Raw genomic sequence first — 20,290 nt, forward strand, 5'->3', positions numbered from 1 at the left:
TTTTTACACCTCTTCCATATAACGTTTTATACTCTCTACATCTTTATCCCCGCGGCCTGATAAACAAATAACAAGTCCTTCATCTTCCTTCATTTGCGGCGCTAATTTTAATGCGTATGCGACAGCATGTGAACTTTCTAACGCCGGGATAATGCCTTCTTTTTTCGTTAATAATTGAAATGCTTCTAATGCTTCTTCGTCTGTTATCGACTGATAAGAAACGCGGCCAATATCTTTTAGCAAACTATGTTCTGGACCAACACCTGGATAATCAAGTCCTGCTGAAATAGAGTGTGCTTCTTGAATTTGCCCTTCTTCATTTTGCAGAAGATACATCATTGATCCGTGTAAAACACCGACGCTTCCTTTCGTTAAAGTTGCTGCATGCTTTTCTGTATGAACGCCTTTTCCAGCTGCTTCTACGCCGTAAAGAGCAACTTCTTCATCGTGTACGAACGGATAAAACATCCCCATCGCATTACTACCACCTCCAATACAAGCAACGATTGCTTCTGGTACCTTTCCTTCTAACGCCTCATATTGTTTTTTCGTTTCATTTCCAATTACACTTTGGAAATCACGTACAATTTGCGGGAATGGATGTGGTCCGAGAACAGATCCCATAATGTAGTGCGTATCATGCACATGTGAAACCCAGTAACGAAGCGCCTCGTTTACCGCATCTTTTAATGTACCACTACCTACCGCTACACTTTCTACTTTCGCTCCGAGTAATTCCATTCGAAACACATTTAATTTTTGACGTCTTACATCTTCTTCTCCCATAAAAATGACGCATTCTAATCCGAGAAGAGCACATACAGTAGCTGTTGCAACTCCGTGTTGTCCAGCTCCTGTTTCAGCGACAACTTTTTTCTTGCCCATTCGCACTGCAAGTAGTGCCTGACCGATTGTATTGTTAATTTTATGAGCTCCTGTATGATTCAAATCTTCACGTTTTAAATAAATCTTTGCACCTCCGCAATACTTCGTCAGATTTTCAGCGAAATAAAGCGGTGTTTCTCTTCCGACGTACGTTTTTAAATAATGATTTAATTCCTTTTGAAATGCCTCATCTTGCATCGCTTCTTTATATGCTTCTTCTAGTTCTAGTACAGATTGCATTAACGTTTCTGGAACGTATCGTCCTCCGTATATACCGTAATGTCCTTTTTCATCTGGATATGCGTAGTTCATTTGGAACACTCCTTCGCTTTTATAATAAATTGTTTTATTTTCTCTACATCTTTCTTTCCTTCTGTCTCTACTCCGCTGCTCACATCGACCATATAAGGCCGAACAGTTCGAATTGCTTCTTCTATATTAAGAGCGTTTAATCCACCAGCTAATATCGTTTTCTTTCGCAATTCTTTTGGCATATGCCCAAGTAGTTCCCATGAAAATGTCTTTCCATTTCCTCCATGAAACTTTTCTTTCGGGCTATCAAATAATATATAATCCGTTTCATACCCTTGAGCGTTTTTCATATCACTTTCTGAAGTTACTCCTAGTGATTTTATAGACGGAATATTCAATCTTCTAATTTGATAATTATCTTCATCTCCATGTAGTTGTACATGTGTTAACCCGCACTCATCTGCAATTTTCTGGATCACTTCTACTGATTCATTTACGAAAACACCGATTTTTAACACGTTGGCTGGAAGCTCCTGAATGATTTCTTCCGCTCTCTTTGGAGTGATTTTCCGCTTACTTTCTGCAAAAACAAATCCGAGTGCATCTGCGCCGTATTCGCAAGCACGTTTTGCTGTTTCCATATCAGTGATGCCGCAAATTTTCACTTTCATATATTCACCTTACAGTCTTCAAAAAAGTTACTAATAGAAGATGATGTCATAAGTGCCTCTCCAATTAATACACCTTTTGCTCCTGCTTTTTTAACACGAATAATATCCTCTTTTAAATGAATCCCGCTTTCACTAATCCAAAGTAGTTTCTCCTCATTCAATCTTTTTCCAAGCTTTTCAGTTTGGCTTAAATCTACTTCGAACGTTTTTAAATTACGATTATTAATACCAATAACGTGCGGATTTAATACAATCGCAGTTTCTAATTCCTGTTCATCATGAACTTCAACAATCGCTTCCAATCCTTTTTCTAACACGTAGCTATACAACTCTTTTAACTTCTCTTTCGTTAACGCTGCTACAATTAGTAAAATAATATCTGCTCCCGCTTCATACGCTCTATCGATTTGAATCTTATCGATTATGAAATCTTTACATAAAAGCGGAATGTTACTTTCTTCTCTTGCTGTTTGTAAATCGTGAAACGATCCTTTAAAAAATTGACCATCTGTTAAAACAGAAACTGCTCCTGCACCACATTTCTCATATGTTCCCACTTGTTTTCGTACGTCAACGTGTAAATTGATATCTCCTTTTGATGGTGATGCTCGCTTTACTTCTGCAATGACAGTAAACTGCTGTAACGCTTCTACAAGTGAATGTGCCTTTCTTTTTGTTTTTACTGGTGTATATATTTCATATAACTCCGCAACTTCCTTTTTCTTCTGTTCTACAATTTTATCTAAAATCGTCCCCACTTTAGTTCACCCTTTCTAATTTTTCGTTGCTTGCTGCAATTAATAAGTTTAATTTGGTTAATGCTTTTCCAGAGTCGATGCTATGTGCCGCGAGTTTAATTCCTTCTTCAATCGTTTCCGTTTTTCCATTTGCGAAAAGAGCTAGACCTGCATTTAATAAAACGGTATCGCGGTAAACACTCTTTTCTCCGCTCAATACTTCAAGCGTAATCTTTGCATTTTCTTTTGAATTCCCCCCTCTAATTTCTTCATTTTTCACTCTTGAAAAACCATACTTTTCTGGATCAATACTCATTTCTACTATTTCATTATCTTTTAAAAGGACTACGTGATTTTCCCCTTGTAATGATGCTTCATCTAAAAAACCACTTCCATTTACGACAAGCGCTTGTTTCCGGCCTAACTTTTGTAATACTTGTGCAACTGGTAATAACATATCTCGTTTATAAATACCGACAAATTGTGTTTCTAAATTCACTGGATTTGTTAAAGGGCCAATTAAGTTAAAGATCGTCGGTACGTTTAATTCTTTTCTTATTTTCATAATGCGCCTTAGTGCTGGATGCATCACTGGTGCAAATAAAAATGCAATACCTACATGCTCTAGTAAATAATCAATTTCGCTTGGCGTACTACTAATATTTACACCTAGTTCTTCTAATAAGTCTGCACTTCCTGTTTTACTAGAAACAGCACGATTACCATGTTTTGCAACCTTTACACCTGCTCCTGCCAGTACGAATGCTGATGTTGTGCTAATATTAAACGTTTGAGCACCATCACCACCCGTCCCGCAATTGTCCATTGCTCCTTGTATATGGTTCGAAAACGGCAATGCCTTTTCGCGAAGAGCTCGAACGAGACCGTATATTTCTTCTGCAGTTTCACCTTTCGCTTTCAGTAAGACTAAGAAAGCTGCAATTTCACTTTCTAATATGTTTTCACTTAATAAAAGTAATCCTGCTTTATACATTTCCTCTTCTGTTAAATGTTGACCCTCCACTAATTTACGAAGATAGTTATTCATACTCTTTCCTCCTCTTTTACTTCTGTTAAAAAGGCACGTATTAACTTTCCGCCTTCTTCTGTTGCGATTGATTCCGGATGAAACTGTAATCCGAAGAGCGGATAATAATTGTGACGGACTGCCATTATTTCTCCGTCGTCCATCGCTGTCGCTAATATGTCAAAACACTTTGGCAAGCTCGTTTGCTCTGCAACAAGGGAATGATAGCGCATTGCCGTTAGCGGCTGTGTAGCGTATGAAAAGATTGACGTTCCGTTATGTTTCACACGCGATGTTTTTCCATGTTTAATACGTTCTGCTCTAACAATGTCTCCTCCAAATGCAGCTATAATCGCTTGGTGGCCAAGGCAAATCCCTAATATAGGAACGTTCTTATAAAAATGACGGATGACGTCGATACAAATGCCAGCATCCTCTGGTTTTCCTGGTCCTGGTGAAAGTACAATTCCTCTTGGATTCATCTCTTCTAACTGTTCTATCGTTATTTCATCATTTCTTACAACTACAATTTCTTCTTCATGTTCGCCTAACAGTTGATACAAGTTATATGTGAACGAATCGTAATTATCGATAAGTACAATCATTTCATTACCTCCAAAAGCGCTCTCGCTTTATTTAATGTTTCTTCATATTCAGCTACTGGATCTGAATCGTAAACGACTCCTGCTCCTGCCTGAACGTATGCTTTTTCATCCTTTACGACCATCGTTCGAATGGCGAGCGCCATATCAAGATTTCCTGAAAAACTAACGTATCCAACTGCACCAGCGTATACATTTCTTTTTTCATTCTCTAGTTCATTTATAATTTCCATCGCTCTAATTTTCGGAGCTCCAGAAACCGTCCCTGCTGGTAAGCAATACGCTAACGCATCAAATCCGCCCATTTGTTTTCGCAATGTTCCGTAAACTTCAGATACAATGTGCATAACGTGAGAGTATTTTTCTACTTTCATATATTTATCTATCGTAACCGAGCCGATTTCGCTCACTCTACCAATATCGTTTCGCCCAAGATCTACAAGCATCATATGCTCTGCTCGCTCTTTCTCATTGCCTAACAGTTCTTTTGCGATTTCCTCATCTTCCCTCTTCGTTTTCCCTCTTGGTCTCGTACCAGCAATTGGATTCGTCATCACTTTGCCCTCCCTTACTGATAGTAAACTTTCCGGCGAAGAACCGAGTACAACATAATCTTGAAAATCGATATAGAACATATATGGTGATGGATTTGCAATTCGAAGTTTTCGGTATAACCCGAATGGATTCCCAATACATTCACTTTGTAAACGCTGTGATAGTACGACTTGGAATATGTCTCCCGCTCTTATATGTTCTTTCGCCGTTTCTACCATCTCACAAAACTCTTTTTCCGTTATAGAAGAAGTGAATGATAATGTGGATTGTATTGCATTTACTTCAGCTTCTTCTCCTTGTAGCACTTCCTCTTTGTATACTCGTAGCCTTTCGTATACTTCCTCATAATCTGTTGAATCATCTTGCTTGCATACATATACAAACGACAACTTTTGGCGTAAATGATCGTAAACGATAAACTCACGATATAGTAAAAGGTGTACTTCTGGAATATTTAATGGGTCGTGTAAATCCGCTCCAATGTTTTCATACTGCCGAATGACATCATATCCAATATAACCAACTGCTCCTCCGCAAAATGGAAATGGACTGTCTACTTGTGATGGTGCAATTACTTCTTCTAACACTTGTAGTACATTACCTTGCACCTTTTCTGTTTGACCGAAAATCGTTCGTTCCACTTCCGTACCAACGCTTTTCACTTCTCCATAAGGATTACATCCCAAGTAAGAATAACGTCCTTTATCTTGATGAAGCTGTGAACTTTCTAATAAGAATTTCTTCTTCCCTTTCATACGTCTATATAAAGAAATTGGCGTAATGCTATCTCCTTCTTCTTCAGTGATTACTAAAAATGTCTTTCTCTCTCTTTTTTGTTTTATAAATTCTTCTTTCGTCATCATGTCCTTCACCTCGCCCTGAAAAATAAAAAAGCCCTCTACATATCGAAAATATGTAGAGGACGATAAATATACCGCGGTACCACCTCGTGTTGGATGCAAAAGCATCCCGCTTTGTTCAGGTACAAAATTTATACCTTATCCTTGTAACGGCGGAACCCGGGTTGCCTACTGAAAATAATTGTTCAGCATACCTCTCGTAAGCCCATTCCGTATATGGCACCGTACCGGGCTCCCACCTATTCCCGGCTCTCTGTAACGTCTCCAATATACGTATTCTTCTTACTTAAACGATTTCATTTATTTAATTTTTTATACACAAAAAGGGAGTACTCATCCTATAGAAAGGACGGGTACTCCCGTGGTGCCACCTTAATTCGTTACAAATGTAACGCACTTTACCGTATCAAAAACAATACGTGTCTCTTGTATCGATGAGATCATGTCGCCAAAGCCTACTTCTTTCGTTTCGGTTTGGAAGCTCCGAAGCCCATTCCACATCAATTCCATACTGATTCGCACCAACCATCAGCTCTCTGACATGTTCATCATGTGTACTCTTCTTCATCAACGCTTGCATTTTTTTAAGTTGCACTCATTATAGACCTGACTTTTTTCACAAGTCAATACTTTTTCAAAAATTTTATTTTTCTTTCCTTTCAATATTATATTGACAAAACAACCTCTTTTTATGTAAATATAATAAATACTCTATTAAAAATAAGGTTTTTTGTATGAATATTATATATTAAAAAAGTAAAATGACATCAAAAAACGCTTACATTTCTGAAAATTCGTATTTCTATATGGATTTTTCAGAATAATCATGATAGATTATAAAGTGAAACTTTAATCAGTAGGGGTTTGTTCATCCCACTGATTATTAGTTAAATCAATCGGGCATTTACGGGCAGTTGCTCTCCCATCTAACTTCCTTGCCCAGCCAATTTTAAGGTGGGAGTTTTACTGCCCGTTTATGCGGGATAAATATGCATAACGCATCAAAAGACATGACAAAAGGAAGGGGAACTTCATGAGTACGCAGATGTTAACTTTAACTTCAATCTCTATTTACATGCTCGGGATGTTAGTAATCGGCTATTTCGCCTATAAACGAACGTCCAACTTAACAGATTATATGCTTGGCGGGCGTACACTAGGCCCCGCAGTAACGGCATTAAGTGCTGGAGCATCCGATATGAGTGGTTGGCTTTTAATGGGATTACCAGGTGCAATGTTTAGCGTTGGATTAAGTAGTAGTTGGATTGCGATCGGCCTAACACTAGGCGCATACGCAAACTGGCTTTATGTTGCTCCTCGCTTACGTACCTACTCAGAAATTGCAAATAACTCTATTACTATTCCAGAATTTTTGGAACACCGTTTCCACGACAAATCTCATATGCTACGTTTAGTATCTGGACTTGTTATTATGATTTTCTTTACTTTCTATGTAGCTTCAGGATTAGTTTCAGGCGCTGTATTATTTGAAAATTCATTTGGTATGAACTACCACGTTGGATTATTCATTGTAGCTGGTGTTGTTGTCGCTTACACATTATTTGGTGGTTTCTTAGCAGTGAGTTGGACAGACTTCGTGCAAGGAATCATTATGGTAGTTGCTCTTATTCTTGTTCCTATCGTAACAATTATGAATTCGAACGGACTGGGACCTGCATTTGATACAATTCGTTCTGTAGATCCAACACGTTTAGATATTTTTAAAGGTGCCTCTACTTTAGGGATTATTTCTTTATTTGCATGGGGCCTTGGTTATGTTGGACAACCTCATATTATCGTACGCTTTATGGCGATTTCCTCTGTAAAAGAAATTAAAAGCGCACGAAGAATTGGTATGAGCTGGATGATTTTCTCTGTTGTCGGAGCTATGTTTACTGGCCTTATCGGTATTGCTTACTACTCACAACAAGAGTTAACATTATCTAACCCAGAAACAATTTTCCTTGAACTCGGAAAAATTTTATTCCATCCACTTATTACTGGATTTTTATTAGCAGCTATTTTAGCAGCGATTATGAGTACAATTTCATCTCAATTACTCGTTACTTCTAGCGCTATAACAGAAGATTTATATCGTACATTCTTTAAACGTTCTGCTTCTGATAAAGAACTTGTATTTGTCGGTCGTATGGCTGTACTTGTTATTGCCTTAGTTGGGTGCGCATTAGCGTTTAAACAAAATGATACGATTTTAGCTCTTGTTGGGTACGCTTGGGCTGGATTTGGTTCTTCATTCGGACCTGCTATTTTATTAAGCTTATATTGGAAACGCATGACGAAGTGGGGCGCACTTGCTGGTATGATTTCTGGTGCCGCTACAGTCATTATTTGGACTCAATTCAAATTCTTAAAAGAATTCTTATATGAAATGATTCCTGGTTTTACTATTAGTTTACTAGTAATCGTAATTGTTAGTTTACTAACACAACCTTCAAAAGAAGTTAAAGAGCAATTTGAGGATTTCGAAAAACAACATCGTCATAATTTATAAAAAAATCTCTGCTGTTATCATAACAGCAGAGATTTTTTACAGTTCGACAATCTTTTTATCAAATTTAACAAATTCTTTATGTTTCGTTAAATTTAACATAACACTACTCCTTTATAGTATGAGTATCAGCACTTATACAGAAAGGGGACTCCAACATGTTAGCAGCTTTCCAGCAACAACAAACACGAAAATTTTCACCTATCACAAATACTTCTGCGTCTTGTTTAAACATGCAACCTAACCCGCCTAAAATTTCAATTGCTCCTTCTGTTATTTCAGTCATCGGTGTTCATATGGAAAAACATAAATTAAAAATAAAAACGGGACAAAACATTGTGTTATCAGCTTCCATTTTACCAATACAAGCAACGAATAAAGAGCTTATTTGGTCAAATATGAATTCTGATATCATCACCATATATCCAAAAGGTGACACCGTGACGATTACTGGAAAAAGTGCAGGTAAAGCAGTCGTAATTGTCACAACTGCTGAAGGCAAATTTCGTGACCTATGTGTCATTCATGTACAACCTTATATGACAAATCCAAAGTAAAAGAGTGGCTTCGTAGCCACTCTTTTACTTGATTTCAATATTTGAGTTTTTACTTTTTACAAGGTTAATAAAAAATTGTATATAACCATACATCTTTTTTTGATGGAAATTCTACTAAACTTTCCCCGTCTTGATTTAAGTCAATGAATCTCCTCCCCTTCCCAATTACAATGAAAACAACATTAGAATAGGAGGACGTATTATGACTGAACGAAAGTATGCCTTATTTGCTGGCTTTTCTCTTCTTGTTATGGCATTCAGTGCATTTTTTTCTTACGGTTTTGTTCATGGAAATCTCGTTATACAAGGAGATGCGAGTACAACATTCCATAATATCCAAACTTCAAATTCACTTTTCAAAGCGGAAATCTTCGGTTGGATTATCATTTTCATTACTGATATTGTCGCCTCATGGGCTCTTTATTTCTTTCTAAAGCCGATTCATACTAGCCTCTCATTACTAGCCGCTATGCTTCGTCTTATGTATACAGCTATACTTGGGATTGCTATATTCAATCTAATATTGGCATTATTGCTTTCAAAAAATACAATTGCGAATCCAGAAACATATACAATGTTGTTTCTCAGTGCATTCGAATACATTTGGTCTGTAGGATTGATCATTTTTGGATTGCATCTTTTCGTTTTAGGCTATGTAGCTTTCCTATCTAAACATATACCGAAATGGATTAGTATACTACTATTCTTCGCGTCTATCGGTTATATCGTCATTCACGTCATGAATACGATGTTTTCACAATACGATACGATGATCTCAATCGTGCAAATACTGTTCCAATTGCCGATGGTTGCAGGTGAACTTGGATTTAGTATATGGCTATTGATTCGAGGTGGAAAAAATGCTACTGTTTGAGTCTTTTTTTAATTCTGCTGAATGATTCTGGCGTAATACCTAGATAACTTGCCAATTGATATTGAGGAACACGATTGATTAAATGAGGTCGTTTTTGTAATAATGATTTGTAGCGCTCTTCTGGTGTCGATGCAATAAATAAGGAAAGTTCTTCTTGTACCTCACCGAAATTATATTCAATCATTTGCCGTGTCATCTCTTCTATTTGTGAATATTTCTTATACATGTCCTTTTCACTATCCAGGTCGCCAACTACAACTAGACAATCTTCTAAACACGTTAACGTATGCGGGGATGATTTATCTTGTTTATGATGATTAAAATTTACGATTGCTTGTTCTTCTGTATAAAAATTTGATGTAACCTCTTTCCCTGTTTCATCTATACAATGTTGCCTAATGCATCCTTTTAATACAAAATAACATTTTGAAGGAACATCTCCTTGCCTTAGGAGCACTGTTCCTTTTTTATATTCTTCAATTTGTAATTCACTGAGGATCATGTGCTGCTCTTCTTCACTTAGTGTTGTAAGTTTCTGCATATACTTCTTTAATATGTCTTCCATTTTCCTCCCCCTTCTTCCTCTGTATTTTTATAAAACAAAAAGAGAAGTATCACAACTTCTCTTTTCTCCTCTAACACTATAATTCCTGTGTATACGCTGGCTCGTTTACGACATTTTTTGCTGTTCGCTTTTGTTGCTGCAGTAAGAAAACAGATACACCAAACAATACGAGCATGCTACCGATAATTTGCATTGCATTCAATTTTTCTCCAAGTAAGAAGAACGCAAGTATAGATGCTCCAACAGGTTCTCCTAAAATACTCATTGAAATCGTCGTTGCATTCACATAATTTAACAGCCAGTTATTAATTACATGTGACACTGTCGGCACAACCGCAAGTAAAAGAAAAACAGTCCAATCCCACTTCGTATAACCTGCAAAGGGTACTTGTAATATGACATTATAAATCCCCATAAAAAGACCTGCGAACGCAAAGACTGTAAAGCTATAAATCCAGTGCGATACTTTCTTCACTGTCGTTTGCCCGATAAATAAATAACCGACAACTGCTATTACACTTAGAAAGGATAATATGTCACCATAAATTGCTTGCTTACTTAAACCTAAATCTCCCCAACCAATGCACATTACTCCTAAAATAGCGATTCCCATCGTTGCAATGGCTGAATATGTTGTTCTTTCTTTAAATAGAAAAAAACCTCCAACTAAAGATACGATCGGTTGAAGTGCCAAAATAATTGTTGAACTAGCAACTGTTGTATGCTTTAAAGATTCAAACCATAAAAGAAAATGAAGTGCTAAAAAGAAACCAGATCCAATTAAAAAGCCCCAATCTTTCATTTGAATCCTATTAAATTCCTCTCTTTTTTTCCATACGATAGGCAGCATAATAAGTACGATAATCCATAAGCGATACATACTTAATATTGAAGATGGTGCTGAGGACATCTTTACAAAAACTGCTGCAAACGAAATGGCAATTATAGAAATTGCTAATGGTAGTGCGATTGATTTTTCTTGTTTCAAATCCTGTCTCCCCTCTCACCTGTCAAAAATCCCACTTCATTATATCCGTTTTCTTTCGCAACTTAAATACTAATTTTTTAGATTCTTCGTACCATTATGGTAAAATAGAAATTAAGGCACCAATTAGTGAATATTTCTTTCCTTTTCACTACAAGCGTCGCTCTTACAATCGTTACAGTAAATTTTTATTTAGGGGGATCTACATGAGTCAAACAATAGGGAGAATTGAAGAAATTTCATTTTATAGCGCATCACTTCAAGAAGATGTTACACTTCTCGTTTATTTACCAGTAAATTACACACCACTGCACAAACATACAGTTGTAATTGCACAAGATGGTAGAGATTATTTTCAGCTTGGTAAAGCGCACCGTGTAATTGAGCGCCTTCGTGAAACCGAAGAAATTGACCGTACAATTATTGTCGGTATTCCATATAAAAATGTACATGATCGTAAAGAAAAATATTTCCCAAATGAAGTAAAAAATGCTGCATATATTCGTTTCCTTGCTCATGAACTTGCACCATATATTGATGAAAATTATCCAACGTACCAAATGGGAAAAGGTCGTGTTTTAATTGGTGATTCTCTTGGCGGAACAGTTTCCTTTATGACTGCACTTATGTATCCGCATACATTCGGTAAAGTCGTTATGCAATCACCATTTGTGGATGAGACAGTGATGAACTTAGCAAAAGAATTCAAAGATCCACAGGCGTTAGAACTGTATCACGTCATCGGTACAGAAGAAACGGCTGTAAAGCGTACTGATGGACAAGTATCTGATTTCGTAGGGCCGAACCGTGAGTTAAATACGCTTCTTACAGATAGAAACTTCATCACGCATTATGAGGAATTTGAAGGCAATCATACTTGGAAATATTGGCAGACTGATTTACCGAAAGCCTTCTCTCATATTCTATCAATGAAATAATAGAGAGCAGTATTCAGAATAATTTGATATAATAGATAAAGAGATTTATTTATCTCAAAATCTAACTAGACTTACAAAGGGAGGAATTGGAACATGAAATTAGGAATTGTAATTTTTCCATCTAAAATGATTCAAGATAAAGCGAACGGATTGCGTAAACGTTATGACCCGCACTACGCATTAGTTCCGCCACATATTACATTGAAAACACCCTTTGAGGCGCAAGATGAACAATTAGAGTCGATTGTAAACGAGTTACATACAATCGCAAGTAAAACGAACCCTTTCACCCTTCATGTTGGGAAAGTTGGTTCATTCGCACCTGTTAATAACGTCCTTTACTTTAAAGTAGAAAAAACACCTGAACTTACTTTCTTAAATGAAGAAATGCATAGCGGGTTATTCACGCAAGAACGCGAATATGCTTTCGTACCTCATTTAACAATCGGACAAGGCTTATCAGATGCAGAGCATGCTGATGTGTTGGGCCGATTACGTATGAAAGATTTCTATTACGAACAACCAATTGATCGTTTCCATCTTCTATATCAATTAGAAAATGGAACATGGACTGTACACGAAACATTCCGTCTTGGAAAGGGGAACAACTAATTTGCACGCACAGATTGTACAAACGGACGAACAACTAAGAGATGCATTCTCTGTACGTAAACAAGTGTTTGTAAATGAACAACGTGTCTCTGCTGAAGAAGAGTACGATGAGTTTGAAGAAACTTCAACACACGTTGTTATATATGACAATGATGTTCCAGTTGGTGCTGGACGTTTTCGCACCCTTGATGGTATAGGAAAAATGGAACGCATTTGCGTGCTAAATTCCCATCGGAAAAAAGGCATCGGAAAAATTATTATGGATTCGCTTGAAGCGTATGCAAAAGAAAATTCGCTACCGAAATTGAAACTTCACGCTCAAACACATGCTGAAGATTTCTATAAAAAACTTGGATATGTAACAAGTTCTGATGTATTTATGGAAGCAAATATCCCGCACGTCGTAATGATAAAAGAATTGTAATTTGAAAGCAGGAGGTGACCCCTCCTGTTTTTTTACATTGCTATTTTCTTTTTCTTCCGCTAAAGTTAAATGTTGATGCTATAGTTTTGAAGGTGAACATATGACACAAGAAAAATTTTCACAAAAATCGTTAACACACGCTGATATTCCGCGTGCGACATATCATATTCCGAAAACATCTACCCATTTAATTATGGAAGAAGATGTAGATGCGGCTTATTTCCGCGCTCTCGAGCAACAAAATGTTTTTTTAAACGAAAAACAATTAGAAGCCGTGCGTACAACAGAAGGTCCTGTTCTTACACTAGCTGGTGCCGGAAGCGGGAAAACATCTGTTTTAACAACTCGCGTTGGTTATTTAGTAAATGTAAAACAAGTTCATCCACGAAATATTTTATTACTTACATTTACACAAAAAGCAGCTGAAGAAATACGAAGTCGTGTTGCGAAGTTACCGGGTATGAATCATGCAGCAAGTAGCTACGTAGTTGCTGGTACATTCCACTCTGTTTTCTTAAAATTACTTCGTAGTCAAGGTTATAATCAGCAAATTTTAGCAAATGAAAAACATAAACAAATTATGATAAAGAAAATCTTAAAAGAATTGCGTTTAAAAGACGATTATGATGCGGAAACGATGCTCGCGATGATTTCACTTGAGAAAAACAAATTAAATCGTCCGAAAGATGTAAAAGCGAAAACACCAGTCGAACAAGAATTTAAAGAAGTATACGAACGTTTTGAAGAGGTAAAACAAAGATACAATTATATTGATTTCGATGACATCTTATTGGAAACATATTATATGTTAGAAAATAATGCTCCTTTACTAACTCAATTACAACAACGTTTTCACTACATTGAAGTAGATGAGTTTCAAGATACATCGTATGCACAATATGAAATCGTAAAATTGTTAGCCACGCCAAGAAATAATTTATTTATCGCAGGTGATGACGACCAGGCGATATACGGCTGGCGAGGAGCAAGTCACCAAATTATTTTATCTTTTCCCAAAGAATTTGATAACACAACAATCATTGCACTAAATACGAATTATCGATCCAACCCCTTTATCGTCGGGCTTGGAAATGAAGTTATAAAATTAAATCAAGAACGTTTTGATAAAGAGCTATACTCTGTTCGTGAGGAAGGTGTACAACCTTTTTATGCAAGACCTGCTACGACTCTTGATGAAGCAAATCAAATTTTGCAGCTTATTCAAGAAAAAGTAGAGAGTGGTGAACGAAACTATAAAGATTTTTGTTTACTGTATCGCACACATTCTGTAAGTCGTTCGTTACTTGATCAGCTTACCATTCATAAAATCCCGTTTATTAAACACGGAGCGAGCCAATCATTTTATGAACATTCTTTAATTAAGCCTGTATTAGATCATTTAAGACTCGTGATTGAGCCGTTTCGACTAGAATCACTTTCAAACATATTGCCGACGATGTATATCGGACGTGATGATTGTATTTCATTTATTGAACGTGAACAATGGAAATATGGTGAGGGGCGCTTCCCTTCTCTTCTTCATTTCTTACTATTAAATCCAAGCTTAAAACCTTTTCAAGTGAAAAAGGTAAATGAGCGCATCGATTTTATTAAGTTTATTAAAGAATTAGAACCGAAAAAAGCATTAAAAGAAATCATTCATGGTAAAGGAAAATATTTAGAGTACTTACAAAGTAACGATCGTTCTTCCTTTACAATGCATAAAGACATACAAGAAGAAATGTTGGAAGAATTAATGGAGTCTGCAACTCGTTTCACCGATATTCCAGCTTATTTACAATTTATCGACGAGGCGATTCAAGGTCAAAAAGAAATGGAAGCATTAAAAACAATGCCGCAAAAAGATGCCGTTTCACTTATGTCAATTCATAACGCAAAAGGCCTTGAATTTCCATGTGTCTTTTTACTTGGAGCGAGTGATGGAATCCTGCCTCATACTTCTTCTTTAAAAGATGCAAATGATCGTGTTACGGAAACTTCTGAAGCGTTAGAAGAAGAACGCCGATTACTTTATGTTGCCATTACACGTGCGAAAGAAGAACTTTACATTTCTTCTCCGCAATTTTTCAGAGGAAAGAAATTAGATATATCTCGTTTTTTATATACTGTGCGAAAAGATTTACCTGAAAAGACATCCACTAAATAAGGATGTCTTTTTTTATATCACGTTATGTACATCCCTCCTATATAAATTCCTTGTTTTTATCGTGAGAATTAACGTAATATCAGCCATATCCCACTCATATTGTAATAGTGTATGTCAGAACTCACGAGAAGGAGTGAACATAATGAGCTGCAATTGTAATGAAGATCATCAACATGAGTGTGATTTCAACTGTGTATCGAATGTTGTTCGTTTTATACATGAACTACAAGAATGTGCAACGACAACATGTGGATCTGGTTGCGAAGTTCCATTTTTAGGTGCACATAACAATGCATCAGTAGCGAATACACGTCCTTTTATTTTATACACAAAAACTGGAGAACCTTTTGAAGCATTTGCACCATCTTCAAGCCTTACTAGCTGCCGATCTCCTATTTTCCGCGTAGAAAGTATAGATGATGATGACTGTGCTGTATTGCGTGTATTAACTGTAGTTTTAGGTGATGGTACCGCTGTACCACCTGGTGACGACCCAATCTGTACGTTTTTAGCTGTACCAAATGCAAGACTAATATCAACCTCCACTTGCATTACTGTTGATTTAAGTTGCTTCTGCGCTATTCAATGCTTACGTGATGTTTCTATTTAAAACTAAATAATGAGTTAAGCATGGATTGGGTGGCAGAGTATTCTGCCACCCAATCCATGCTTAAAGAGTATTCTTATGTAAATTTCTTAAAATTGGGAACTTGTCTAGAACATAGAACCTGTCCTTTTCATTAACTGAAAGTAGAAACAGATAAAGGAGTGAAAAACATGTTCTCTTCTGATTGCGAATTTACTAAAATCGATTGTGAGGCGAAGCCAGCTAGTACACTACCTGCCTTTGGTTTTGCTTTCAACGCGTCTGCACCTCAGTTTGCTTCACTATTTACACCACTATTATTACCTAGCGTAAGTCCAAACCCAAATATTACTGTTCCTGTAATAAATGATACAGTAAGTGTCGGAGATGGCATTCGAATTCTACGAGCTGGTATTTATCAAATTAGTTATACATTAACAATTAGTCTTGATAACGTACCTACTGCACCAGAAGCTGGTCGTTTCTTCTTATCATTAAATACACCAGCTAACATTATTCCTGGATCAGGTACAGCAGTTCGTTCTAACGTTATTGGTACTGGTGAAGTAGACGTATCCAGCGGTGTTATTCTTATTAACTTAAATCCTGGTGACTTAATTCAAATTGTGCCAGTTCAGTTAATTGGAACTGTAGACATTCGTGCTGCAGCATTAACAGTTGCACAAATTAGCTAGTAAAAAGCGGTATTTCTTATACAGAAATACCGCTTTTTATATATAATAAAAAACACTCACAGTAGCATGAGTGTTTCATTCTTCATATTGTTTTATTGTGTTCTTCTTTTTCCCACAATTGCATCCCTTTTTCTTCACAAATCCTTGTTGTTGTAATTGTTCTTGATATGCCTGTTGTTGTGCTTGGTGTTGTTGCTGTATATGATACCACTGCTGCAGGTCATATGAATTCTGCCTTGGATTATTGCTCACAGCAAACATCTCCTCTACTGTCAATTCTGTCTATTTACTATATGAACAACTCTTTATTTCCGTTCCCTCATTCTTTTAAACTCCGCTTTTTCTCGTATTATGAAAATATATTATTCTCCCATAAAATATCCTGTAATTGTTTCAATGATTGCTGCCGCTCCTGCAATAGCTAATAATGCAAGTAACGGTTCCGCAACGATAGGGATCCAATTATATAAGACTAATAAAAAAGCACTAACCCATACACCTGTACACCAATAACAGCTTAATAATTCGCCAATCCACTTTCTTAATCCATTACCTTTCACTTTTGTAAACGTTGATACACTTCCATCCGGCTCCGTAATCTCTAATTCATCAATAAATGGTCTTCGCAAAAAGGCTGTAATTTTATCATAAACAATTAAACGAGTGAGCCTAAAAGCAGCTAACGCAAAAATAAAAAATAAAAGCCAGCTTGTAAACAGCATAATTCCACCTACCCTTATCCTCTTTCGCCTATTTAAAAAAAAAGGTCTTGAGATTGTGACCAAATCTCCTCGACTCCAATATCTTATTAATGTAAATACAAACAAGAAGATAAGGAGTGACATTAATGAGTTGTAACGAAAATAAACACCATGGCTCTTCTCATTGTGTAGTTGACGTTGTAAAATTCATCAATGAATTACAAGATTGTTCTACAACAACATGTGGATCTGGTTGTGAAATCCCATTTTTAGGTGCACACAATACTGCATCAGTAGCAAATACACGCCCTTTTATTTTATACACAAAAACTGGAGAACCTTTTGAAGCATTTGCACCATCTTCAAGCCTTACTAGCTGCCGATCTCCAATTTTCCGTGTGGAAAGTGTAGATGATGATAGCTGTGCTGTGCTACGTGTATTAACTGTAGTATTAGGTGACGGTACTCCGGTACCACCTGGTGACGATCCAATTTGTACGTTTTTAGCTGTACCAAATGCAAGATTAATATCTACAACTACTTGCATTACTGTTGATTTAAGCTGTTTCTGTGCGATTCAATGCTTACGCGACGTTTCTATCGTAAAGTAAACTAAAAAACTATTGGGGTGGTAGAAGCTTTCTACCACCTTTACATATTTAAAAACCGGCCATACTAATCGATTGGATATCATCTATAGACAACCTAATATCTCTCATACTATTTTGCGGCATAATAGATACAATGCCATGACGATACGATATGATCGATCCAACATATGAGACTGTAGCTGTTTTTATTCTGCATCTTACTTTCGGAATGTAATGAGGGCGGTTTAGTAAAAAATGAATTTTTTCATCATTATTCATATCCTTAAATGATTTATTATACGGGACAGTTCTTACTGGTTCTGGTTCTTGCTCTTCTTGTTCTATGTGTTCTTCTTTTTCTTCTTCTATTTTTTCTTCCACTTGCTGCTCTTCTTGTTGTTCTTGTTCTATTACCTCTTCCACAGCACTTCTTACAATATTTTCTTGTCTATTACTTTTCTCTTTTTGATCTTCATTTTCAAAGTTTGTCAGGATAATCCTTTTTATTTTCGGTGCAGCAAGTTCTAAACTTACTTGCGTGATATATAACAACGGTTTTCCAACTGTTGAACTTTTATTTTTATTCTTCACACTCGTCCCTCCCACTTCCATACGTAGCTAAATAAATCGTGTACTATTATAGTTATATTCATCACGTGGTAAGAACTTTCGTTAAAAATCGTTCTTTCTAAGAACAAATAAAAAGGACAATCTTCAGCATTTAGAGATTGTCCTTTAAAAATTAATATTATATTTATCCTAGGATATGATACCCTGAATCAACATGAATGTTTTCTCCTGTTACACCGCGTGCTAAATCACTGAATAGGAATACTGCTGTATCGCCAACTTCTTCTTGCGTTGTTGTACGACGAAGTGGTGCGCGCTCCTCAATTTCTCTTAAGATTGAGTTGAAATCGCCTACACCTTTTGCAGATAACGTACGAATTGGACCTGCAGAAATAGCGTTAACACGAATACCGTGTTGACCTAAATCGTTCGCTAAATATTTCACGCTCGCTTCTAATGAAGCTTTCGCAACACCCATAACGTTATAATTTTTCACAACGCGCTCGCCGCCAAGGTATGTTAATGTTAAAATATTTCCGCCTTCTGTCATTACTTTCTTCGCTTCTCTTGCTACAGCTGTTAAAGAGAATGCGCTAATATTTTGTGCAAGTAAAAATCCATCGCGAGAAGTATCTACAAATTCACCTTTTAAGTCATCGCGATTTGCAAAAGCAATACAATGTGCTACACCGTGAATAGTACCTACTTCTTGTTTAATTGTTTCAAAGCAAGCTGTAAGTTCCTCATCATTCGTTACATCACAAGGTAATACAAGTGATTCTTGTCCTTCTAATGTGTTCGCTAATTCACGAACGTTTCTTTCTAAACGTTCTCCTGCATATGTGAATATTAATTTTGCACCTGCATTATGCAAAGAGCGAGCTATTCCCCATGCAATACTTCTTTGGTTCGCAACGCCCATAACAACAAATGTTTTCCCTTGTAATAGTTCCATGATATATCCTCCCAGAAATACTTATACTTGTTATTAGTACCTGATACTATAATTATAGTACCATAAAACCGCTTAAAGGCAAACAAAAAAGTCATTAACAGAAATTTGTTAATGACTTTTGGTTTCTATAAAAAACCGCTCTAATCCTTCTTCCCAAGACGGCATTTGTGAAAAACCATTTAATCGTAGCATGTTATGTTGAAAAATAGAATATTTGGGCCTCGCAGCCGCAGCCCCGAATTCTTCCGTTGAAACAGGTAATACATTCACTTTCATATTGGCGTACGAAAATATCTTTTGTGCAAATTCAAACCAAGAGCATGAGCCTCTGTTTGATACGTGGTATGTACCGTATAAAGAAGTATGAATGAGCTTATTAATAACCATATTTAAATCCGCCACATACGTAGGAGAGCCAACTTGATCCGCTACAACAGATATTTCATTTCTTTCTTTTCCTAATCGCATCATCGTTTTGACAAAATTATTTCCATATTTACCATATAGCCACGATGTGCGAACGATAAAATATTTATTATGTAACTCTTTGACAAACTGCTCCCCCGCATACTTAGAGGCCCCATATATATTTATCGGCGCTGGACTATGAAATTCGTCGTATCCATCTGGTCTGGCGCCTTGAAATACATAATCAGTACTAATATAAACTAGCTTCGCTCCTACTAATTGTGAAGCAACCGCTACATTTCGAGCTCCGATTGCATTTATTCTATATGCAAGGTCCTGTTCTTTCTCCGCATGATCTACTTTCGTATAAGCAGCACAATGAATAATTATATGTGGTTTTATTTCTTGTACCACTTGTTGTATTCGGGATATATTTGTCACATCTAATAACTTTTTATCAAATGGATATATATCATATTCTTCAGAGTCTAACTCTTCAAATAGTTGCTTTCCTAATTGACCGTTTGCTCCTGTTATGATAACCCTCTCTTTCATACAACATGCC

23 protein-coding genes and 2 other annotated features are annotated in these 20,290 nt (G+C 36.6%); of the genes, 10 read left to right on the forward strand and 13 right to left on the reverse strand.

Going from position 1 to position 20,290, the window contains the following annotated elements:
• Positions 1–3: 3 nt before the first annotated feature.
• The 6 genes from trpB to trpE are packed head-to-tail and all read right to left on the reverse strand — an operon-like array spanning position 4 to position 5,592.
• Positions 4–1,197, reverse strand: a complete 1,194-nt coding sequence (trpB, locus tag ACS2CR_RS03140; RefSeq protein ID WP_016109558.1) for a tryptophan synthase subunit beta — start codon at positions 1,195–1,197, stop codon at positions 4–6.
• Positions 1,194–1,808, reverse strand: coding sequence for an N-(5'phosphoribosyl)anthranilate isomerase (gene trpF, locus ACS2CR_RS03145; protein WP_000865118.1), 615 nt, complete (start codon positions 1,806–1,808; stop codon positions 1,194–1,196). Before trpF ends, trpB begins: the two co-directional genes overlap by 4 nt.
• Entirely contained in the window at positions 1,805–2,566 is a 762-nt protein-coding gene (gene trpC, locus ACS2CR_RS03150) for an indole-3-glycerol phosphate synthase TrpC (RefSeq protein ID WP_000536696.1), read from the reverse strand. The genes trpF and trpC overlap by 4 nt, the downstream gene beginning before the upstream one ends.
• 1 nt (position 2,567) lies before the next feature.
• On the reverse strand, positions 2,568–3,593 hold the full coding sequence (trpD, locus tag ACS2CR_RS03155) for an anthranilate phosphoribosyltransferase (protein ID WP_016109557.1): 1,026 nt from the start codon (positions 3,591–3,593) through the stop codon (positions 2,568–2,570).
• Positions 3,590–4,177: an aminodeoxychorismate/anthranilate synthase component II gene (locus ACS2CR_RS03160; protein WP_016109556.1), complete on the reverse strand. Its 588-nt coding sequence runs from the start codon at positions 4,175–4,177 to the stop codon at positions 3,590–3,592. The genes trpD and ACS2CR_RS03160 overlap by 4 nt, the downstream gene beginning before the upstream one ends.
• A complete protein-coding gene (gene trpE, locus ACS2CR_RS03165; RefSeq protein ID WP_016109555.1) occupies positions 4,174–5,592 on the reverse strand; it encodes an anthranilate synthase component I in 1,419 nt (472 codons plus the stop codon). The genes ACS2CR_RS03160 and trpE overlap by 4 nt, the downstream gene beginning before the upstream one ends.
• A 52-nt stretch (positions 5,593–5,644) precedes the next feature.
• Positions 5,645–5,889 (reverse strand) — a binding site (T-box leader).
• 42 nt (positions 5,890–5,931) lie between these two features.
• Positions 5,932–6,169, reverse strand: a binding site (T-box leader).
• Positions 6,170–6,622: 453 nt separating this feature from the next.
• On the opposite strand from trpE, the gene putP reads away from it, so the two are divergent.
• The 3 genes from putP (at position 6,623) to ACS2CR_RS03180 (ending at position 9,529) form a co-directional block, all read left to right on the forward strand.
• Entirely contained in the window at positions 6,623–8,101 is a 1,479-nt protein-coding gene (gene putP, locus ACS2CR_RS03170; protein ID WP_000107205.1) for a sodium/proline symporter PutP, read from the forward strand.
• A 155-nt stretch (positions 8,102–8,256) separates the two neighbouring features.
• On the forward strand, positions 8,257–8,655 hold the full coding sequence (locus tag ACS2CR_RS03175; RefSeq protein ID WP_000878734.1) for an Ig-like domain-containing protein: 399 nt from the start codon (positions 8,257–8,259) through the stop codon (positions 8,653–8,655).
• Positions 8,656–8,857: 202 nt separating this feature from the next.
• Positions 8,858–9,529, forward strand: a complete 672-nt coding sequence (locus ACS2CR_RS03180) for a DUF4386 domain-containing protein (RefSeq protein WP_153602438.1) — start codon at positions 8,858–8,860, stop codon at positions 9,527–9,529.
• Here ACS2CR_RS03180 and ACS2CR_RS03185 read toward each other — a convergent pair.
• Entirely contained in the window at positions 9,519–10,094 is a 576-nt protein-coding gene (locus tag ACS2CR_RS03185; protein ID WP_053513425.1) for a Crp/Fnr family transcriptional regulator, read from the reverse strand. The genes ACS2CR_RS03180 and ACS2CR_RS03185 overlap by 11 nt on opposite strands.
• Before the next feature lie 76 nt (positions 10,095–10,170).
• A complete protein-coding gene (locus tag ACS2CR_RS03190) occupies positions 10,171–11,082 on the reverse strand; it encodes a DMT family transporter (protein ID WP_053513427.1) in 912 nt (303 codons plus the stop codon).
• 203 nt (positions 11,083–11,285) lie between these two features.
• Here ACS2CR_RS03190 and ACS2CR_RS03195 point away from each other — a divergent pair, with 203 nt between their 5' ends.
• The 6 genes from ACS2CR_RS03195 (at position 11,286) to exsF (ending at position 16,501) form a co-directional block, all read left to right on the forward strand.
• A complete protein-coding gene (locus ACS2CR_RS03195; RefSeq protein ID WP_000084013.1) occupies positions 11,286–12,017 on the forward strand; it encodes an alpha/beta hydrolase in 732 nt (243 codons plus the stop codon).
• 93 nt (positions 12,018–12,110) lie between these two features.
• On the forward strand, positions 12,111–12,629 hold the full coding sequence (locus ACS2CR_RS03200) for a YjcG family protein (protein ID WP_000765863.1): 519 nt from the start codon (positions 12,111–12,113) through the stop codon (positions 12,627–12,629).
• Between the two features lies 1 nt (position 12,630).
• Positions 12,631–13,053: a GNAT family N-acetyltransferase gene (locus ACS2CR_RS03205; protein ID WP_000543306.1), complete on the forward strand. Its 423-nt coding sequence runs from the start codon at positions 12,631–12,633 to the stop codon at positions 13,051–13,053.
• Positions 13,054–13,153: 100 nt separating this feature from the next.
• Positions 13,154–15,220, forward strand: coding sequence for an ATP-dependent helicase (locus ACS2CR_RS03210; RefSeq protein ID WP_000191205.1), 2,067 nt, complete (start codon positions 13,154–13,156; stop codon positions 15,218–15,220).
• A gap of 142 nt (positions 15,221–15,362) precedes the next feature.
• Positions 15,363–15,830, forward strand: coding sequence for a spore coat protein CotY (gene cotY / locus ACS2CR_RS03215; protein ID WP_001277719.1), 468 nt, complete (start codon positions 15,363–15,365; stop codon positions 15,828–15,830).
• A 167-nt stretch (positions 15,831–15,997) separates the two neighbouring features.
• Entirely contained in the window at positions 15,998–16,501 is a 504-nt protein-coding gene (exsF, locus tag ACS2CR_RS03220) for an exosporium protein ExsF (RefSeq protein ID WP_000492943.1), read from the forward strand.
• A gap of 75 nt (positions 16,502–16,576) precedes the next feature.
• Here the strand turns inward: exsF and ACS2CR_RS03225 are convergent, their stop codons facing one another.
• Entirely contained in the window at positions 16,577–16,762 is a 186-nt protein-coding gene (locus tag ACS2CR_RS03225) for a hypothetical protein (RefSeq protein ID WP_029948404.1), read from the reverse strand.
• 101 nt (positions 16,763–16,863) lie between these two features.
• Complete coding sequence (locus ACS2CR_RS03230; protein ID WP_000899664.1) at positions 16,864–17,223, reverse strand: DUF1360 domain-containing protein; 360 nt, start codon at positions 17,221–17,223, stop codon at positions 16,864–16,866.
• A 125-nt stretch (positions 17,224–17,348) separates the two neighbouring features.
• On the opposite strand from ACS2CR_RS03230, the gene exsY reads away from it, so the two are divergent.
• Positions 17,349–17,813 carry an exosporium assembly protein ExsY gene (exsY, locus tag ACS2CR_RS03235; RefSeq protein WP_001277743.1) on the forward strand — a complete coding sequence of 155 codons (465 nt, stop codon included), beginning with the start codon at positions 17,349–17,351 and terminating at the stop codon, positions 17,811–17,813.
• 48 nt (positions 17,814–17,861) lie between these two features.
• Here exsY and ACS2CR_RS03240 read toward each other — a convergent pair whose 3' ends face one another.
• The 3 genes from ACS2CR_RS03240 to rfbD all read right to left on the reverse strand — a co-directional run bounded on the left by ACS2CR_RS03240 (position 17,862) and on the right by rfbD (position 20,280).
• Positions 17,862–18,404 (reverse strand): spore coat CotO family protein, encoded by a 543-nt coding sequence (locus tag ACS2CR_RS03240; protein ID WP_002196304.1) that lies wholly within the window; start codon positions 18,402–18,404, stop codon positions 17,862–17,864.
• Positions 18,405–18,546: 142 nt separating this feature from the next.
• The gene (gene fabI / locus ACS2CR_RS03245) at positions 18,547–19,317 is read right to left on the reverse strand and encodes an enoyl-ACP reductase FabI (RefSeq protein ID WP_016109553.1); all 771 of its coding nucleotides are present in this window, start codon (positions 19,315–19,317) and stop codon (positions 18,547–18,549) included.
• 108 nt (positions 19,318–19,425) lie between these two features.
• Entirely contained in the window at positions 19,426–20,280 is an 855-nt protein-coding gene (gene rfbD / locus ACS2CR_RS03250) for a dTDP-4-dehydrorhamnose reductase (protein WP_000664656.1), read from the reverse strand.
• Positions 20,281–20,290: the final 10 nt, after the last annotated feature.

Source organism: Bacillus cereus group sp. BceL291 (assembly GCF_051776705.1).
GTDB classification, from domain to species: Bacteria; Bacillota; Bacilli; order Bacillales; family Bacillaceae_G; genus Bacillus_A; species Bacillus_A cereus.

Excerpts from the sequence above, each read along its gene's own strand:
- trpB (WP_016109558.1), bottom strand. The coding sequence starts at position 1,197 with ATGAACTACGCATATCCAGATGAAAAAGGACATTACGGTATATACGGA.
- trpF (WP_000865118.1), bottom strand. The coding sequence starts at position 1,808 with ATGAAAGTGAAAATTTGCGGCATCACTGATATGGAAACAGCAAAACGT.
- trpD (WP_016109557.1), bottom strand. The coding sequence starts at position 3,593 with ATGAATAACTATCTTCGTAAATTAGTGGAGGGTCAACATTTAACAGAA.
- ACS2CR_RS03160 (WP_016109556.1), bottom strand. The coding sequence starts at position 4,177 with ATGATTGTACTTATCGATAATTACGATTCGTTCACATATAACTTGTAT.
- trpE (WP_016109555.1), bottom strand. The coding sequence starts at position 5,592 with ATGATGACGAAAGAAGAATTTATAAAACAAAAAAGAGAGAGAAAGACA.
- putP (WP_000107205.1), top strand. The coding sequence starts at position 6,623 with ATGAGTACGCAGATGTTAACTTTAACTTCAATCTCTATTTACATGCTC.
- ACS2CR_RS03175 (WP_000878734.1), top strand. The coding sequence starts at position 8,257 with ATGTTAGCAGCTTTCCAGCAACAACAAACACGAAAATTTTCACCTATC.
- ACS2CR_RS03180 (WP_153602438.1), top strand. The coding sequence starts at position 8,858 with ATGACTGAACGAAAGTATGCCTTATTTGCTGGCTTTTCTCTTCTTGTT.
- ACS2CR_RS03185 (WP_053513425.1), bottom strand. The coding sequence starts at position 10,094 with ATGGAAGACATATTAAAGAAGTATATGCAGAAACTTACAACACTAAGT.
- ACS2CR_RS03195 (WP_000084013.1), top strand. The coding sequence starts at position 11,286 with ATGAGTCAAACAATAGGGAGAATTGAAGAAATTTCATTTTATAGCGCA.
- ACS2CR_RS03200 (WP_000765863.1), top strand. The coding sequence starts at position 12,111 with ATGAAATTAGGAATTGTAATTTTTCCATCTAAAATGATTCAAGATAAA.
- ACS2CR_RS03210 (WP_000191205.1), top strand. The coding sequence starts at position 13,154 with ATGACACAAGAAAAATTTTCACAAAAATCGTTAACACACGCTGATATT.
- cotY (WP_001277719.1), top strand. The coding sequence starts at position 15,363 with ATGAGCTGCAATTGTAATGAAGATCATCAACATGAGTGTGATTTCAAC.
- exsF (WP_000492943.1), top strand. The coding sequence starts at position 15,998 with ATGTTCTCTTCTGATTGCGAATTTACTAAAATCGATTGTGAGGCGAAG.
- ACS2CR_RS03225 (WP_029948404.1), bottom strand. The coding sequence starts at position 16,762 with ATGTTTGCTGTGAGCAATAATCCAAGGCAGAATTCATATGACCTGCAG.
- ACS2CR_RS03230 (WP_000899664.1), bottom strand. The coding sequence starts at position 17,223 with ATGCTGTTTACAAGCTGGCTTTTATTTTTTATTTTTGCGTTAGCTGCT.
- exsY (WP_001277743.1), top strand. The coding sequence starts at position 17,349 with ATGAGTTGTAACGAAAATAAACACCATGGCTCTTCTCATTGTGTAGTT.
- ACS2CR_RS03240 (WP_002196304.1), bottom strand. The coding sequence starts at position 18,404 with ATGGAAGTGGGAGGGACGAGTGTGAAGAATAAAAATAAAAGTTCAACA.
- fabI (WP_016109553.1), bottom strand. The coding sequence starts at position 19,317 with ATGGAACTATTACAAGGGAAAACATTTGTTGTTATGGGCGTTGCGAAC.
- rfbD (WP_000664656.1), bottom strand. The coding sequence starts at position 20,280 with ATGAAAGAGAGGGTTATCATAACAGGAGCAAACGGTCAATTAGGAAAG.